Source organism: Streptomyces sp. CA-250714 (genome assembly GCF_050936705.1).
In the GTDB taxonomy this organism is placed as follows: Bacteria; Actinomycetota; Actinomycetes; order Streptomycetales; family Streptomycetaceae; genus Streptomyces.
On sequence record NZ_JBNJMI010000002.1, the window covers coordinates 2574334 to 2590029 of the forward strand.

Sequence of the window (15696 nt, forward strand, 5' to 3'; positions counted from 1 at the left end):
GGCGAAAGGCAGACCATGCGCGTACTCGGTATCAACGCCCTCTTCCACGACCCGGCAGCCGCGCTCGTCATCGACGGACAGACCGTCGCCGCGGCGGAGGAGGAGCGGTTCTCCCGGCGCAAGCACGGCAAACGCCCGGTGCCGTTCGCCGCCTGGGAGCTCCCGTACAAGGCCGCCGCGTGGTGTCTGGCCGAGGCGGGGCTGCGGCCGCAGGACATCGACGCGGTCGCCTACTCCTTCGACCCGGATCTGGCCAAGCCCGCCGTCGACATGGGACTGGACGACCCGTGGGACCCGCTGCGGCTGACGTACGCGCGGGAGGCGCCGTCGTTCCTGTGCGAGGCGCTGCCCGGTCTCGACCGCGAGAAGGTGCGCTTCGTACCGCACCACTTGGCGCACGCGGCCTCCAGCGCGTTCGCCGCGCCGGACGCGGACCGCTCCTCGGTGCTGGTGGTGGACGGGCGCGGCGAGTCGACGTCCCATCTGGCGGCGCGGCGCCGTGGTACCGCCCTGGAACCGCTGCACAGCCAGCAGTTGCCGCACTCGCTCGGCCTCGTCTACGAGGAGCTGACCGAGCACCTGGGATTCCTGCGCTCCAGCGACGAGTACAAGGTGATGGCGCTGGCCTCCTACGGAAGGCCGCGGATGGCCGCCGAGCTGGCCAGGTACGTGCACTCCACCGGGGACGGCGGATTCGTCGCCAAGGACGTGCCGTGGGAGAGTTTCGCCCCCGCTGCCAGGGCGGGCCAGGGCTGGTCGCAGGAGCAGGCCGATCTGGCGGCCAGCGCACAGTGCTGCCTGGAGGACACGCTGCTGGACATGGTGCGCTGGCTGCACGGCCGCACCCACGACGAACTGCTCACCATGGCGGGAGGCGTGGCGCTCAACTGTGTGGCCAACTCACGGCTGGCCGCCGAAGGCCCCTTCTCCCGCGTCTGGGTGCAGCCCGCCGCCGGGGACGCCGGTACGGCGCTGGGCGGCGCGCTGGCGCTGGCCTCCCAGGGCGGCGACGCGACCGCGCCGATGGCCGGGGCCGACCTGGGCCGGCAGTGGGACGAGCGGGAACTGCGGGAGTGGCTCACCACCGCTGGGGTGCCGTTCGAGCGGCCCGACGATGTGGCGGAGACCGTGGCACAGGCGCTCGCCGACGACGCGATCGTCGCCTGGTTCCAGGGCCGCTCCGAGTACGGGCCCCGCGCGCTGGGCCACCGCTCGCTGCTGGCGCACCCGGGGCGGGCCGCCAATCTGGAGCGCCTCAACGATGTGAAGGGCCGCGAGCAGTTCCGCCCGGTGGCGCCGATGGTCCTCGGCGAACGGGCGCCGGAGATCTTCGAGGGGCCGCTGCCGAGCCCCTACATGCTCTTCGTGCACGATGTGCGGCCCGCCTGGCTGGACCGGATCCCCGCCGTGGTGCACACCGACGGCACCGCGCGCATCCAGACCGTCGACCGCGGACAGGAGCCGCGTCTCGCCCGGATGCTGGCGGCGTTCGAACGGCTCACCGGGCTGCCCGTCGTCGTCAACACCAGCCTCAACACGGCGGGACGGCCCATGGTGGACGACCCGCGGGACGCGCTGGAGTGCTTCGGCTCGGCGCCGGTGGACCTGCTCGCCATCGGCCCGTACGTGGTGCGCCGCGCCGGCTTCTTCCACAGGCCCGAACCGGTCCCGGCTCCCCAAGGCTTCGACGTCGCGGGAGGGGAGCCCACGTGAGCACCGGACATCCGGGCGACGCGCCCGAGTTCGCCGTCGTCGTGCCCACCCTGGGCAGGCCATCGCTGGCCGGGACGCTGCGGGCGCTGGCCGACGCCGGTCCCCCGCTGCCGCGCCGGATCGTGCTGGTGGACGACCGTCCGGCCCGCGAGTGCGGCCCGCTGCCGGTGCGGGTGCCGGACGAACTGGCCCCGCTCGTCGAGGTGGTGCCCGGCACGGCCGCCGGACCCGCCGCCGCGCGGAACGTGGGCTGGCGGGCCGCCGAGGAGGAGTGGATCGCGTTCCTGGACGACGACGTGCTCCCCGGCGAGCACTGGACCCGGCGGCTCGCCGCCGATCTGACAGCGGCCGACGCGACCACGGCCGGCAGCCAGGCCCGTATCACCGTCCCGCTGCCCGCACACCGGCCGGCCACCGACTGGGAGCGCAACACCGCGGGGCTGGCCGGCGCGCGCTGGATCACCGCCGACATGGCCTACCGGCGTGCGGCCCTGGAGTCGGTCGGCGGCTTCGACGAGCGGTTCCGCCGGGCCTTCCGGGAGGACGCGGATCTGGCGCTGCGGCTGCTGGCCGCCGGCTGGCAGCTGGCGCAGGGCGAGCGCCATACGGTGCACCCGGTGCGGCCCGCCGACCGCTGGGTCTCGGTACGTGCCCAACGGGGCAACGCCGACGACGTGTTGATGAACCGTATCCACGGGCCCGGCTGGTGGCGGCGCGCCGGAGCGGCCCGTGGCCGGCTGCCGCGGCATGCGGCCGTCACCGCGGCGGCGGGTGCCGCGCTGGGCACGCTGGCCGCCGGGCGCCGCCGGGCGGCAGCCGTGCTGGGCGGGCTGTGGCTGCTGGGCACCGGCGAGTTCCTCGCCGCCCGGCTGCGCCCAGGGCCGCGCACCCGGGACGAGATCCTCACCATGCTGCTGAGCAGCCCGCTGATCCCGCCCGTCGCCACCTACCACTGGGCCGGCGCCTGGCTGCGGGCGCTGCCCGCGCGGAGCAGCACCGGGGCCGCGGAGCCGGGCTTCGCCGGGCAACCGGGCCGCGGTGGCGAGGAGCTGACCGTCGGTGCCCGGGAGGTGCGGGCATGAACAGCCAGGCACCCGTGGAGCCCGCGCCCCCGCCCGGGGCCGGGAGCGCGCGCCCGGCGGCGGTGGTGCTCCGTACGGTGACCGCCACCTGGTACCAGGACGGGCCGCGGGAGCCGCTGGTGCGGATTCCGCACACCGGTTCGGTGCCCTGCGCGGCGGTACCGGCGTGCGGGCGGCCCCGCGCCGTGCTCTTCGACCGGGACGGCACCCTGATCGAGGACGTACCGGACAACACCGACCCCGGGCGGGTACGGCCGCTGCCGTCCGTGCGGGAGGCGCTGGCGACGCTGCGTGCCGCCGGGGTGCCGGCGGGCGTGGTGAGCAACCAGCCCGGCATCGGGCGGGGCAGGCTGCGGCTGGAGCAGCTCGACGCGCTGCACGCGCGGATGGAGGCGCTGGTGGGGCCGCTCGCGGTGACGGCAGTGTGCCCGCACCGCCCGCAGGACGGCTGCGGCTGCCGCAAGCCGGCCCCCGGCCTGGTGTTCGCCGCCTGCCGGGTGCTGGGGGTACGCCCGCCGGAGACCGCCGTGGTCGGGGACATCGCCGCCGACCTCGGCGCCGCGCACCGGGCGGGGGCCACCGGCGTGCTCGTACCCAACGCCGCCACCCGCGCGGCCGAGACCCGCGCGGCGCCCTGCACCGCCGCGCATCTGGCAGCCGCCGTCCGCGCCCTGGTCGGCGCCCCCACCCGGCTGGGAGGCCCGGCATGACCGTTGAGAACCCACGCCCGCCGGCCCGCTCGCGGCCCCGCCCGCACACGCTCGTCGTACGGCTCGACAGCGTCGGCGACGTCCTGCTGGCCGGGCCCGCCGTGCGGATGGCGGCGGCGGGGTCCCGGCGGGTGACGCTGCTGGCGGGGCCGCTCGGCGCGGGCGCGGCGGGGCTGCTGCCCGGCGTGGACGAGGTGCTCACCTTCGACGCGCCCTGGGTGGGCCGGGATCCCGCGCCGGTGGAGCGCACCGCGACCGCCGCACTGATCGACGCGCTCGCCCGGCGGCGCTTCGACCGCGCTCTGGTGCTCACCTCCTACCACCAGAACCCGCTGCCGACGGCGCTGCTGCTCAAGCTCGCCGGGGTGCCGTGGGTGGGCGCCGACAGCGAGGACTATCCCGGCTCGCTGCTGGAGCTGCGGCACCGCAGGGCGGCGGGGCGGCACGAGGCGGAGGCAGCCATGGACCTGGCGGCCGCAGCCGGGTTCGCGCTGCCGGAGGGCGACCACGGGGGCCTGGCGATCCATCCGCCGCCGGACACCGGCCCGTTGACCGGGACCGACCCCTACATCGTCGTCCACCCCGGCGCCTCGGCGCCGGCGCGCGCCTGGAGCCGCGAGCGGGCTGCGCGTGCGGTGGCGGCGCTCGCCGGGGCCGGGCATCGGGTGGTGGTCACCGGCGGAACGTCGGAGAAGGAGCTGACGGCCGCCGTCGCCGGGGAACACGCACTGGATCTGGGCGGCCGGACCGGGCTGCACGAGCTGGCGGGCGTCCTTGCGGGCGCCCGCGCGGCGGTCGTCGGCAACACCGGCCCCTCCCATCTGGCGGCTGCCGTGGGCACTCCGGTCGTCTGCCTGTTCTCCCCCGTGGTACCGGCCGACCGCTGGGCGCCGTTCGGGGTGCCGCATGTGCTGCTCGGCGACCAGGGCGCGCCGTGCGCCGGTACCCGCGAGGTGACCTGCCCGGTGCCGGGCCACCCCTGTCTGGAGCGGGTGGACGACGCGGAGGTGCTGGCGGCGCTCGACCGGCTGTCGCACGCCCCTGGACCGCGAACCGAACGAACGGCACGTACGGCAGCCGCGTCCGCCACGGACCGGGCTGCCGAGGAGGCCCGCACATGAGGATTCTGCTGTGGCACGTGCACGGCTCCTGGACGACGGCGTTCGTCCAGGGACCGCACACCTATCTGGTGCCGGTGCTGCCCGACCGCGGCCCGGACGGGCTGGGCCGGGCCGAGACCTTCGCCTGGCCGGAGTCGGTACGGGAGGTGACCCCGCGGCAGCTGGCCGACACGGACGTGGACGTCGTCGTACTGCAGCGCCCGCACGAGGAGGAGCTGGCGGCGCGCTGGCTGGGCGGGCGCCGGCCGGGCCGCGACATCCCGGCCGTCTACCTGGAGCACAACGCGCCCGACGGCAACGTGCCGAACACCCGCCACCCGTGCGCCGACCGGGACGATCTGACGCTGGTGCACGTCACCCACTTCAACCGGCTCTTCTGGGACAACGGCGCCACCCGCACCACCGTCATCGAGCACGGCATCGTCGACCCGGGCCACCGGTGGACCGGGGAACTGCCCCGTGCGGCAGTCGTCGTCAACGACCCCGTACGGCGCGGCCGGTACGTCGGCACCGACCTGCTGCCCGCGCTGAGCGAGGCCGCGCCGCTGGACGTCTTCGGCATGCGCACAGCGCCGCTCGCCGCACATCTGGGGCTGCCACCGGAACGCTGCCACGCCCAGGACCTGCCGCAGGAGCAGCTGCACTCCGCGATGGCACGGCGGCGCTGCTACCTGCACCCGGTGCGGTGGACCTCGCTGGGCCTGTCGCTGCTGGAGGCCATGCACCTGGGCATGCCGGTGGTCGCGCTGGCCACCACCGAGGCGGTCGAGGCCGTACCGGAGGGCACCGGCACCCTCTCCACCCGCCCCGAGGTGCTGGCCGAGGCGGCGCGCCGATACGTCAACGAGCCGCAGGCCGCGGCCGAGGACGGGGAACGCGCCCGGCGCGCCGCGCTGAGCCGCTACGGGCTCAAACCGTTCCTGCACCGCTGGGAGCAGCTTCTGGAGGAGGTGACCCGCTGATGACGGTGCAACAGCCGGCCTGGACGGCCCGGAAGAAGGAGCAGCTGCGCATCGCGCTCGTCTCGGAGCACGCCAGTCCGCTGGCGGCGCTGGGCGGCGCCGACGCGGGCGGCCAGAACGTGCATGTGGCGCGGCTGGCCGAGACGCTGGCCGCGCAGGGGCACCGGGTGACCGTCTACACCCGCCGCGACTCCCCCGACCTGCCCGAGCGGCTGCCGCTGCGGCACGGCGTGGACGTCCACCATGTGCCGGCCGGCCCGCCGCAGCCCGTGCCGAAGGACGAACTGCTGCCCTACATGGGGCTGTTCGGCGCCTTCCTGTCGTCCCAGTGGGCTGCCGAGCGGCCCGACCTGGTGCACTCGCACTTCTGGATGTCCGGTCTCGCCACCCTCCAGGCCGCACAGGAGCGCGCCCTGCCGTTCCTGCACACCTACCACGCGCTGGGCACCGTCAAGAAGCGGCACCAGGGCGACGCCGACACCAGCCCGGGCGAACGCATCCCCTGCGAGAGGGCGATCGGCACCTCCTGCGACCGGATCATCGCCACCTGCCGCGACGAGGTGGCGGAGCTGGCCGCGATGCGGGTGGGCGCCGACCACATCTCCGTCGTCCCCTGCGGCGTCGACCCGGATGTGTTCACCCCGGCCGGGCCGCAGTGGCAGCGCCCCGCACACCGCCCGCTGCTGGCGCACATCGGGCGGCTGGTGCCGCGCAAGGGCGCCGCGCTGTCCATCGCGGCGCTCGCCCGGATACCGGAGGCCGAACTGGTCGTCGCGGGCGGCCCGAAGGGCGCGGAGCTGGCGCGCGACCCGGAGGCCAGGCGGCTGCGCCGGCTCGCCCACGAGCTGGGCGTCGCGGAGCGGGTGCATCTGACGGGCGGGCTGGACCGGGAGGAGGTGCCGCGGCTGATGCGGGCCGCGGACGCCGTGCTGTGCCCCGCCGACTACGAGCCGTTCGGCATCGTCCCCCTGGAGGCCATGAGCTGCGGAACTCCCGTGGTGGCCACCGCCGTCGGGGGCCAGTGCGACACCGTCGCGCACCGCGGCACCGGGCTGCTGGTGCCGCCCCGCGACGCGGAGGCGCTGGCAGCCGCCGTACGGACGCTGCTGGCGATGCCCGCACGGGGCCGGGAGTACGGCGCCGCCGGGCGGCGGCGGGTGCTGTCCCGGTACAGCTGGCAGCGGGTGGTGGCGCAGACGGAGGACGTCTATCGGCGCGTACTGGACGCCCACGCGGCACGGGCCCCCGCCCGTCCGGCCGCCGTACCCGTGACACCTGCCGTCTCCTGAGGAGCCCGACATGCTTCCTGCCGACCCCGCACACGCACACTGCCAGGCACTCGAACAGGCCGTGGCCGCCTTCCGGGAACAGCACACGCCCCAAGTGACCGCCTGGGGCCAGCAGTTGGCCGAGGCGCTGCGCGACGGCGGCCGGCTGCTGGCCGCGGGCAACGGCGGCAGCGCGGCCCAGGCCCAGCATCTGACCGCCGAACTCGTCGGCCGCTACCAGTGCGAACGCAGACCGTACTCCGCCATCGCGCTGCACGCCGACACCTCGGCGGTGACGGCCATCGGCAACGACTACGGCTTCGCCGATCTGTACGCCCGCCAGGTGGCCGGCCACGGCCGCCCCGGTGACGTACTGCTGCTGCTGTCCACCTCGGGCCGCAGCGAGAACCTGGTCAACGCCGCGCTGGCGGGCCGCGAGACGGGGCTGCGGGTGTGGGCGCTGACCGGGCCGGGGCCCAACCCGCTGGCCGCGGCTGCGGACGCGGCGCTGTGCGTTGCCGCGGACACCACGGCAACCGTCCAAGAGGTGCACCTGGTGGCCGTCCATCTGCTGTGCGAGGCGTTCGACGCGGCACAGGAACCGGCCGAGGACCTGCTGTCGGCCACCGCCCCGCTGCCCGCCGCCCCTCCCGGAACCCCGTAGACCGCAACAGCGCGAACAGGAGCACGGATCGCACAGGAGACTGCAACGCGCAGGAGAGCAACGCGCAGGAGACTGCAACACGTAGGAGAACGGAACGCACAGGAGACCGAACGCACCTGACGAAGGAAGCCGTCATGCCTCGCAACCGCCCGATAGTCGTCGTCGGCGACACGCTGCTGGACACCGACGTCGAGGGCCAGGCCCACCGGCTGGCCCCGGACGCGCCCGCGCCGGTGCTGGACGTGACCGAGGAGCACAACCGGCCAGGCGGGGCCGGACTCGCCGCGGCGCTCGCCGGTGCCTTCCCGCAGGACGGCGCGGACCGTCCGGAGATCGTCCTGGTCACGGCGCTCGGCCAGAGCCGGTCCGACCAGGTGGTACGGGATCTGCTGGCGCCCCGGGTGCGGCTGCTGGAGTTGCCGCTGCGCGGCAGTGTGCCCGTCAAGACGCGGCTGTGCGCCGAAGGGCGACCCCTGCTGCGGGTCGACCGCGGCGGCGGCACCGTCGGGCCGGTCACCGACGAGGTACGGGTGGCGCTGGCCGGGGCGCACACCGTCCTGGTCTCCGACTACGGACGCGGCGTCGCGGCCCGGCTGCGCGCCGAACTCGCCGTACTGGCCGGACATACGCAGGTGGTGTGGGACCCGCATCCGCGCGGCGAGCCGCCTGTCCCCGGTGCCCGCCTGGTGACGCCGAACGCGGCTGAGGCCGTGCTGCTGTGCCCGGGGGAGCACCCGGACGCCGACGGTGACGGGCTGCACGGGCACGGCCGGCGCGGCGCAGCGCTCGCGGCCCAGTGGCGCAGTGCCGCCGTCGCGGTGACGCTGGGTCGGCGCGGCGCTGTGCTGGCGCGGCCCGACGACGAGGCGCCGCTGTACTTCCCGCCGCTCCAGGAGGCCGAGGGCGATCCCTGCGGCGCCGGTGACTGCTTCGCCGCGACGGCTGTGCGCGCCCTGGCCGACGGCGCCCTCCCGGAGGAGGCCACCCAGGAGGCGGTTCGGGAGTCGGGCGCCTTCGTGGCCGCCGGCGGGGTGCGCAACCCCGCGCTGTGGGGCGGGGTGCCCAGCGCACCGCAGGGCCCGTCGCCGCTGCGGTCGCCGCTGTCCAAGACGGACGACGCGCGCGCCCTGGCCGCCGCCGTACGGGCGCGTGGCGGCACGGTCGTGGCCACCGGCGGCTGCTTCGATCTGCTGCACGCCGGGCACGTGGGGATGTTGCAGAACGCGCGCCGTACCGGCGACTGCCTCATCGTCTGCCTCAACTCCGATGTGTCGGTGCGCAGGCTCAAGGGCGAGGGCCGGCCGATCACCCCGGAGGCCGACCGGATCTCGGTGCTGGCCGGGCTCGACTGTGTCGACGCGATCGCCGTGTTCGACGAGAACACCCCCGAACGGCTGCTGCGGGAACTGCGTCCGCATGTGTGGGTCAAGGGCGGCGACTACGGGACGGAGCGGCTTCCCGAGGCCGCCACCCTGGAGGAGTGGGGCGGCCGCGTCCTGCTGCTGCCGTATCTGGACGGCCGCTCGACCACGGCGCTGGCCCGCCGCGCCGCCGACCACCACGGCACGGTGCGCGCCTCGGGGCCAGCCGGTCCGGCCGGTCTGGAGCAGTCGTCGTGAGCGCCCGCCGGGCCGGTGATCCGCCGCCGGGCAGCGGTGCGCGGCGGGCCCGTGGGCAGCCCGGCGGGGCGTGGCCCGGGCGGCCGGGGGGTGAACCGGAACGTCCCGCGCCGCTGGTGCTGCGGGAGGGGGCGGGCGCCGACCCGGACCGGCCGCGCACGCTGGTGCTGCGCGCGCTGGGGCTCGGTGACCTGCTGACCGCCGTCCCCGCGCTGCGTGCGCTGCGCCGCGCGCTTCCGCACCACGAGTTGGTGCTGGCGGCCCCAGGGTGGCTGGCCGACGCGGTGCGGGCGGTCGATGTCGTCGACGTCCTGCTGCCCGCCGGTGCCGCGGACCGCGAGGTTCCGGCCCGGGTGCCGTGGCCGTGGGCCCCGCCCGACCTGGCCGTCGATCTGCACGGCAACGGCCCGGCGAGCCGTGCGGTGCTCGCCCGGCTCAGGCCCCGGCGGCTGCTGGCGTACGCGGACGGGTCGGCGCCCCACTGGCGCGCCGACGAGCACGAACGGGAGCGCTGGTGCCGCCTGTTGACCTGGTACGGCATCCCCGCCGACCCGGACGATCTGCTGCTGCGGCGGCCCGCCGCCGAGTCGCCCGCACCCGGAGCGGTGGTGCTGCATCCGGGCGCCGACGCAGGCGCGCGGCGGTGGCCGCCCGAGCGGTTCGCCACCGTCGCACGGGAGCTGCGCAGGCGCGGGGAGGAGGTGGCGCTCAGCTGCGGGCCCGGCGAACAGGAGCTGTGCCACGGCGTCGCCGAGCAGGCCGGGTTGCCGCCCGCCGCTGTGCTGGGGCCGCCCGCCGGGCTGCCGTTCGGCACACTGGCCGCGCTGGTGGCCCGGGCGCGCGCGGTGGTCGTCGGCGACACGGGAGTGGCCCACCTCGCCTCGGCGCTCGCCGTACCGTCCGTCGTGCTGTTCGGCCCCGTCTCCCCCGCCCTGTGGGGGCCGCCCCCGCATCCGCGGCACCGCGTGCTGTGGCGGCCGTTCCCCGGTGACGGGGTACGCCCCGGTGACCCGCACGGTGCCGGCACCGACCCGCGGCTGCTCCGCATCACGCCGGACGAGGTCGTGGTGGCCTGCACGGCGCTGCCGGGTAGGGGCGCGCCGGGGTCGCCGGGCGCGGGTTCCGTGGCGCCCGGCGACCCCGGGGCGGATGCCGGCGACGGTGTCGGGACGCGGGAAGCCGGAGCGCCGCACGGGGTGGGACTGTGACGTATCGGCGGGCGCTGCTCACCGGGTGGTTCAGCTTCGTGGACGGCGAGGTGACGGCCGGGGACGTGGTGGCGTTGCGGCGAGCCGAGGACGTGGTGCGGAGCATGGGGGTGGCGTACGACGTGGCGTGGAGCCCCGGGTTCCGACCCGGGGAGCTGTCGTTGGAGGCGGCCCCGGCCGGGGAGTACGACCTGCTGCTGTTCGTCTGCGGACCGTGCAGCGGCCCGCAGACGGCGGCCCTGCACCAGCGCTTCGCGCACTGCCGCCGCATTGCCGTCGGCGTCTCGGTGGTCGACCCGGAGGACCCGGCCGTGCGGGGGTTCCACGAGGTGATCGCCAGGGACGGCGGCGCGGCCCTCCCCCGGCTGACGCCGGGTGCCACCGGCCCGTCGCCCGATCTGTCGGCGGGCACCCGGCCACCGGACCGGCTGCCGCCGGTGGTGGCGACGGTCCTCACGGCCGGCCAGCACGAGTACACGGGCCGGCGGCGGCACGAGGAGACGGTGCGCCGAATCACCGACTGGCTGGGCAGCCAGGACTGTGCGCGGCTGGAACTGGAGACGCGGCTGGACACCCGCGACTGGCGGCTGTGTGGCACCCCGGAGCAGCTGGACGCCGTGCTGGCCCGGGTCGACCTGGTGGTGACCAACCGGCTGCACGGCATGGTGCTGGCGCTGCGGTCCGGTGTGCCCGCCGTCGCCGTCGACCCGGTGGCGGGCGGCGCGAAGGTCAGCGCGCAGGCACAGGCACTGGACTGGCCCGCGGTGATCCCCGCCGAGCGGCTGGACGACGCGGCGCTGGCGCACTGGTGGGAGTGGGCGCACGCGGAGGGCCGCAGCCGGGCCGCCGCCTACGCCGCCACGCCACGGCCCGAACCCCTCGCCGATGCCCTGCGCGACTCCCTCGCACGGACCGGAGAGGGCACCGGTCACGCCGCTCATCCCATTTGACACGTTTTGCTGGCATGAGAACCTGATTGGGGGAGGACCGGGCCGAAGGGAGCCGCATCATGACCACCGATCTGCACGGCACGACGGTGGCACTCCTCGCCACCGACGGCGTGGAACGCGTCGAGCTGGAGCAACCGCGCGGCGCCCTGCACGGTGCGGGGGCCCGTACGGAGGTGATCTCACCGCACACCGGGGAGATCAACGCCCGCCAGATGGACATCGACCCGGCAGGCACCCTCACCGTGGACAGGACGGTCGCCGACGCGTCCGCCGACGACTACGACGCGCTGGTGCTGCCCGGCGGCGCGATGAACCCCGACCAGCTGCGGACGGACCCCGACGCGGTCGACTTCGCACGGGAGTTCATGCAGGCCGGGAAACCCGTCGCGGCCATCTGCCATGGCCCGGTGACCCTGGCTGAGGCGGACGTGATCCGTGGCCGCCGCCTCACCTCGTGGCCCAGCATCCGCACCGATCTGCGCAACGCGGGCGCCGAGGTGGTCGAGGAGGAGGTCGTCATCGACGGCAACCTCGTCACCAGCCGCGGCTTCCCCGACGACTTCGCGCCGTTCTGCGCCGCCCTCGTCCAGCAGGTGGCCAAGGCCAGAACACCCCAGCCGGCCTGACCCACCCGACGCGTACACCGCCCCGGCCGCGCGGCACACGAGCAGGTCAAGCAGGTGCTCCCCCAGTCCCCTTGGGAACGAAGTCGGCCGGTGTCGCATGACGCAACCGGGTACGCAGATACGCCGGGAAGTGCGGGGCCGGGACGGTCAGGACCGGGCAGGTGGCCCGGGCCGGCACGCGGCGCCGGGTTCCGCCGTAATGGAACAGGCCGCGCCGCGCCACTCGTGTGCCGATGATCAGGCGGTCGTCGGGACGGCAGGCGGTACGGCACAGCGCACGCCAGGGCCGGTCCCTGACCAGTCGGCGTTCGACCGCGGTGACCCCGGGCGGGTCGCCCCCGAACGCCTCGTCGAAGGCCCGGTCCAGCCGCGCGGCGGCCTCCCGGCGCCAGTTCTCGGCCCAGATCCGGTCGGGCCGCAGCATGTACCCCGCCTCACCCTCCGGCGGCTCCCAGGCCAGCACCGCCAGCAGCGGGCGCCCGCTGCTCCGGGCCTCACGCGCCGCCGCCCGCAGCGCCGCGAGGCTGGCGAGCGACCCGCTCACACCGACGATCAGCCGTCCCTGCTGTGCCGCGTCGCCACCGTTACCGCCCGGCGCCGCCCCGCTCCGTCCGGTGGCGCCACCTCTGCCTCTCATCGCTCCCCCTTCCAGCTGCTCCGCTTCGGCGCGGCCTGTCCGACAACCGCTGTGGAAGGCAGTTTGGCGCTGATTGGACTGCTGGGACAGAGCCAATGCGAACGGATTGGTCTGCTGTGGATCATCGGGCCCTCGGGCCACAGGGGCATCGGCCGGGCGCGGGGCGTCAGGCGCGGGTTACGCGTGCTGCGGGGCGCGTGTCAGCCGCGGGGCGCTCCGGATGGCCCCCGCGCCGGGCGGCGGCGACCCCGGTCCGCCTGGCGGTCGTGCTCGACCTGCCGACGGACCCGCTCACAGCTCCTGGACAGCAGCCGGGAGACGTGCATCTGCGAGATGCCCAGCTCCTGGCCGATCCGCGACTGCGACATATCGCGGAAGAACCGCAGATACAGCACGCGGCGCTGGCGTTCGGGCAGTTCACGCAGACACGGCTTGACCGCCTCCCGGGCCACCACCGTGTCGTACTCGGCCTCCTCCTGACCGAAGGTATCGGCCAGCGAGAAACCGTCATCCGCACCGGCCGCCACCGAGGCGTCCAGCGACAGCGAGCGGAAACTGCCGATCGCCTCCAGCCCCGCCACCACGTCCTCCTGGGACATACCGGTGTGCTCGGCGATCCGCTCCACGGACGGAAGGCCGTCCTCCATGCCGGTGTTCAGCTCCCGGACAGCGGCCCGCACCCTGTTGCGCAACTCCTGGACCCGGCGCGGTACGTGCACATCCCACGTACGGTCGCGGAAGTGGCGGCGGATCTCGCCGGTGATGGTCGGCACGGCGAACGGCACAAACGGGGTGCCGAGCGCCGGGTCGTAGCGGTCGACGGCCTTGACCAGGCCCAGCGCGGCAACCTGCTCCAAGTCCTCCAGGGACTCACCACGGTTGCGGTACTTGGCCGCCAGCCGCCGGGCCATCGGCAGCCACGCCTCCACCAGACGGCTGCTCAGCTCCTCCCGCTCGGGACCCTCCGGCAGCGCGGCCAGCCGCGCGAAGTCCTCGGCGGTGTCAGGGGCGTCGTCGTGGCTGTGGCGTATGCGCTGCTGACGGTAGCGGACTGCACACATCTCGGAATCCTCCCGTCCCGCTGGTGCGATGACGCTGCGCGAGAGGGCGGCTCAGGGAGCACACACGGAGACACTCACCGGGGACCTGACCGCTCGCCTCCCGCGGTACGCCTGTTCTCCCAAGCACTTGGAGACTCGGCTAACCGGCACATCGCCCGCCAAACCTCCCCGCTCCGCTTCGGCACCGCCGGCTGCCCGCGTGTTCCTCCCGTCAGCTGCCCGTACGGCGGGTGTCGCCGGCGTCCTGGCGGAGCCGCCCGGTGTGGGAGGCGAGCGTGTCGACGCGCGCCGCGAGCTCCGGGTGGCTGCCGGTCAGATGCCGCTGAGCTCCTATCAGCGGACCGACGAGCCGGGCCGCGTCGTTGTCGGCGAGCGCGCCCGCCAGCACGGCGCGGGGTTCGGCGGGCAGGTCGGGCAGCGCGGTGATCTGCCCGGCGAGTTGGCGCAGGTCGGAGGCGTTGCGCCGGGCCCAGGCCGCGACCGTGCGATCGGCGGCGCGGCGGTCACGGGTGGCCTGCACCCGCTGCTCACCTGTCGTGCCGGGGGTGCCGGGCCGGCCGCGCAGATAGCGCCGCTCGGCGGCCTGCCGGCTGGCGACACCGAGCGGGCCGGCCAGCTCGGCCCAACTGGCGCCTGCCGTACGGGCGGTCTCGATCAGGGAGGTCTCCCAGCCGGCGAGCTGGTCGCGCACCTGGCGCAGCACCAGCAGCGCGGCCAGCGCCTGGTCACAGTCGGGTTCGCCGCTCTTCGGAGGCCGAGGGTCACCGGCCGGGTCCTGGGCGGCGTGTACCGCCTCCTGGATCCGGTCCAGCGCCGCCGCGGCGGCGAGAAAAGAGGCGGGAGCCGGGTCGCTCGCGGCGGTCGGCACCGGCTCTTCCGCGAGCCGCGCGCGCTGTTCTTCAGGTGTGGGCACGGGGGTCCTCCCCTAGCAATGTCGTCCATCGGGCGACAACCACGCTTGTCATCGTTCCGATGACATGGTACAAGAAAGGCAAGGTGCAGCGCATTGGCAGACGCAGATACTGCCCAGGCTCATCGGAGGTGTTTCGTAATGTTGATGCGCACCGATCCGTTCCGCGAGCTCGACCGCATCGCCCAGCAGTTCCTGGGCACGGGCGGCACCTGGTCCCGGCCGTCCGCGATGCCGATGGACGCCTACCGGGACGGCGACGACTATGTGATCGCCCTCGACCTGCCGGGCGTCTCGCCGGACGCCATCGACATCGATGTCGAACGGAACATGCTCACCGTCAAGGCCGAGCGCCGCCCTGTCGCCGGGAACGACGACGTGCACATGGAGCTCGCCGAGCGGCCGCTGGGGGTCTTCTCCCGCCAGGTCATGCTGGCCGACACCCTGGACACCGAGCACATCAGGGCCGACTACGACGCAGGTGTGCTGACCGTCCGCATCCCCGTCACCGAACGCGCCAAGGCTCGCAAGATCACCGTCGGCAACGGAGCCGACCGCAAGCAGATCAGCAGCTGACCAGCGCGGGAACACCCGCCGCCGCCGAGCCGGGAGCCGGGGTGCAGCCCACCCGGCTCCCCGCTCCGCCGCGCCCGCCCTGCGCGGCGAAGCCCCGTCCCTCAACCACAACCGGAGACTGAAACGTGTCACTGACGCACACGAAGCCCCTGGCCGACCCCGTCACGGATGGCATGACGTACGACCGGATGGTCGAACGGGTGAGGTACGACGGTGCCTACCCCACCCGCGAACGAGCCGAGGCCGTCATACACGCCGTACTGGCCGCCCTCGGACGACGTCTCTCCGGTGACGAACGCGTCGAACTCGCCGCCGTCCTCCCGCCGGAGGCCGCCCGTACGTTCACCGCCCAGATCCCCGAGCAGGCACGGCTCACCGGCTGGGAGTTCGTGAAGGACCTCGCCTCCCGGACCGGCGGCACGGCAGCCACCACCCGCTGGGACACCGGCACCGTCCTCGCCCTGGTGGCCCGCCTCGTCGGCGAGGAGCTGACCACCCGCATCATCGCCCAACTCCCTCCCGGCTACGCCCTATTGTTCGGCCGCGCCGAACTGAACCAGGCCGCCGCGTGAAGCCCTGACACTTGCGT

At 75.0% G+C, this 15696-nt stretch carries 16 protein-coding genes; 13 read left to right on the forward strand and 3 right to left on the reverse strand.

Annotated elements, in window-relative coordinates; genetic code table 11:
- Positions 1-15: 15 nt before the first annotated feature.
- The 11 genes from ACQEU8_RS30390 to ACQEU8_RS30440 all read left to right on the forward strand — a co-directional run bounded on the left by ACQEU8_RS30390 (position 16) and on the right by ACQEU8_RS30440 (position 11923).
- Entirely contained in the window at positions 16-1713 is a 1698-nt protein-coding gene (locus ACQEU8_RS30390; protein WP_433106734.1) for a carbamoyltransferase family protein, read from the forward strand.
- A complete protein-coding gene (locus ACQEU8_RS30395) occupies positions 1710-2795 on the forward strand; it encodes a glycosyltransferase family 2 protein (protein WP_433106736.1) in 1086 nt (361 codons plus the stop codon). Before ACQEU8_RS30390 ends, ACQEU8_RS30395 begins: the two co-directional genes overlap by 4 nt.
- Positions 2792-3505 carry a D-glycero-alpha-D-manno-heptose-1,7-bisphosphate 7-phosphatase gene (locus ACQEU8_RS30400; protein ID WP_433106738.1) on the forward strand — a complete coding sequence of 238 codons (714 nt, stop codon included), beginning with the start codon at positions 2792-2794 and terminating at the stop codon, positions 3503-3505. Before ACQEU8_RS30395 ends, ACQEU8_RS30400 begins: the two co-directional genes overlap by 4 nt.
- The gene (locus tag ACQEU8_RS30405; protein WP_433106740.1) at positions 3502-4626 is read left to right on the forward strand and encodes a glycosyltransferase family 9 protein; all 1125 of its coding nucleotides are present in this window, start codon (positions 3502-3504) and stop codon (positions 4624-4626) included. The genes ACQEU8_RS30400 and ACQEU8_RS30405 overlap by 4 nt, the downstream gene beginning before the upstream one ends.
- Complete coding sequence (locus ACQEU8_RS30410) at positions 4623-5588, forward strand: glycosyltransferase (protein ID WP_433106742.1); 966 nt, start codon at positions 4623-4625, stop codon at positions 5586-5588. The genes ACQEU8_RS30405 and ACQEU8_RS30410 overlap by 4 nt, the downstream gene beginning before the upstream one ends.
- Positions 5588-6877 (forward strand): glycosyltransferase, encoded by a 1290-nt coding sequence (locus ACQEU8_RS30415; protein ID WP_433106744.1) that lies wholly within the window; start codon positions 5588-5590, stop codon positions 6875-6877. Before ACQEU8_RS30410 ends, ACQEU8_RS30415 begins: the two co-directional genes overlap by 1 nt.
- Positions 6878-6887: 10 nt before the next feature.
- Positions 6888-7520 carry a D-sedoheptulose-7-phosphate isomerase gene (locus ACQEU8_RS30420; protein ID WP_433106746.1) on the forward strand — a complete coding sequence of 211 codons (633 nt, stop codon included), beginning with the start codon at positions 6888-6890 and terminating at the stop codon, positions 7518-7520.
- A 134-nt stretch (positions 7521-7654) separates the two neighbouring features.
- Entirely contained in the window at positions 7655-9139 is a 1485-nt protein-coding gene (rfaE2, locus tag ACQEU8_RS30425) for a D-glycero-beta-D-manno-heptose 1-phosphate adenylyltransferase (RefSeq protein ID WP_433106748.1), read from the forward strand.
- A 116-nt stretch (positions 9140-9255) separates the two neighbouring features.
- On the forward strand, positions 9256-10347 hold the full coding sequence (locus ACQEU8_RS30430) for a glycosyltransferase family 9 protein (protein ID WP_433108827.1): 1092 nt from the start codon (positions 9256-9258) through the stop codon (positions 10345-10347).
- Entirely contained in the window at positions 10344-11297 is a 954-nt protein-coding gene (locus tag ACQEU8_RS30435) for a polysaccharide pyruvyl transferase family protein (protein ID WP_433106750.1), read from the forward strand. Before ACQEU8_RS30430 ends, ACQEU8_RS30435 begins: the two co-directional genes overlap by 4 nt.
- A 59-nt stretch (positions 11298-11356) precedes the next feature.
- Complete coding sequence (locus ACQEU8_RS30440) at positions 11357-11923, forward strand: DJ-1/PfpI/YhbO family deglycase/protease (RefSeq protein WP_433106752.1); 567 nt, start codon at positions 11357-11359, stop codon at positions 11921-11923.
- A gap of 46 nt (positions 11924-11969) precedes the next feature.
- Here ACQEU8_RS30440 and ACQEU8_RS30445 read toward each other — a convergent pair whose 3' ends face one another.
- The 3 genes from ACQEU8_RS30445 to ACQEU8_RS30455 form a co-directional block, all read right to left on the reverse strand.
- Positions 11970-12560 carry a universal stress protein gene (locus tag ACQEU8_RS30445; RefSeq protein ID WP_433106754.1) on the reverse strand — a complete coding sequence of 197 codons (591 nt, stop codon included), beginning with the start codon at positions 12558-12560 and terminating at the stop codon, positions 11970-11972.
- A 200-nt stretch (positions 12561-12760) separates the two neighbouring features.
- The gene (locus ACQEU8_RS30450) at positions 12761-13621 is read right to left on the reverse strand and encodes a SigB/SigF/SigG family RNA polymerase sigma factor (RefSeq protein ID WP_433106756.1); all 861 of its coding nucleotides are present in this window, start codon (positions 13619-13621) and stop codon (positions 12761-12763) included.
- Positions 13622-13832: 211 nt separating this feature from the next.
- Positions 13833-14489, reverse strand: a complete 657-nt coding sequence (locus ACQEU8_RS30455; protein ID WP_433108829.1) for a type III effector protein — start codon at positions 14487-14489, stop codon at positions 13833-13835.
- A 183-nt stretch (positions 14490-14672) separates the two neighbouring features.
- Here ACQEU8_RS30455 and ACQEU8_RS30460 point away from each other — a divergent pair, with 183 nt between their 5' ends.
- Together ACQEU8_RS30460 and ACQEU8_RS30465 are read left to right on the forward strand one after the other, a co-directional pair.
- Positions 14673-15107 carry an Hsp20/alpha crystallin family protein gene (locus ACQEU8_RS30460; protein WP_433106758.1) on the forward strand — a complete coding sequence of 145 codons (435 nt, stop codon included), beginning with the start codon at positions 14673-14675 and terminating at the stop codon, positions 15105-15107.
- A gap of 173 nt (positions 15108-15280) precedes the next feature.
- Positions 15281-15679, forward strand: coding sequence for a DUF2267 domain-containing protein (locus ACQEU8_RS30465; RefSeq protein ID WP_433108831.1), 399 nt, complete (start codon positions 15281-15283; stop codon positions 15677-15679).
- Positions 15680-15696: the final 17 nt, after the last annotated feature.

Excerpts from the sequence above, each read along its gene's own strand:
- ACQEU8_RS30440 (WP_433106752.1), top strand. The coding sequence starts at position 11,357 with ATGACCACCGATCTGCACGGCACGACGGTGGCACTCCTCGCCACCGAC.
- ACQEU8_RS30410 (WP_433106742.1), top strand. The coding sequence starts at position 4,623 with ATGAGGATTCTGCTGTGGCACGTGCACGGCTCCTGGACGACGGCGTTC.
- ACQEU8_RS30445 (WP_433106754.1), bottom strand. The coding sequence starts at position 12,560 with ATGAGAGGCAGAGGTGGCGCCACCGGACGGAGCGGGGCGGCGCCGGGC.
- rfaE2 (WP_433106748.1), top strand. The coding sequence starts at position 7,655 with ATGCCTCGCAACCGCCCGATAGTCGTCGTCGGCGACACGCTGCTGGAC.
- ACQEU8_RS30390 (WP_433106734.1), top strand. The coding sequence starts at position 16 with ATGCGCGTACTCGGTATCAACGCCCTCTTCCACGACCCGGCAGCCGCG.
- ACQEU8_RS30400 (WP_433106738.1), top strand. The coding sequence starts at position 2,792 with ATGAACAGCCAGGCACCCGTGGAGCCCGCGCCCCCGCCCGGGGCCGGG.
- ACQEU8_RS30405 (WP_433106740.1), top strand. The coding sequence starts at position 3,502 with ATGACCGTTGAGAACCCACGCCCGCCGGCCCGCTCGCGGCCCCGCCCG.
- ACQEU8_RS30420 (WP_433106746.1), top strand. The coding sequence starts at position 6,888 with ATGCTTCCTGCCGACCCCGCACACGCACACTGCCAGGCACTCGAACAG.
- ACQEU8_RS30465 (WP_433108831.1), top strand. The coding sequence starts at position 15,281 with ATGACGTACGACCGGATGGTCGAACGGGTGAGGTACGACGGTGCCTAC.
- ACQEU8_RS30460 (WP_433106758.1), top strand. The coding sequence starts at position 14,673 with ATGTTGATGCGCACCGATCCGTTCCGCGAGCTCGACCGCATCGCCCAG.
- ACQEU8_RS30450 (WP_433106756.1), bottom strand. The coding sequence starts at position 13,621 with ATGTGTGCAGTCCGCTACCGTCAGCAGCGCATACGCCACAGCCACGAC.
- ACQEU8_RS30415 (WP_433106744.1), top strand. The coding sequence starts at position 5,588 with ATGACGGTGCAACAGCCGGCCTGGACGGCCCGGAAGAAGGAGCAGCTG.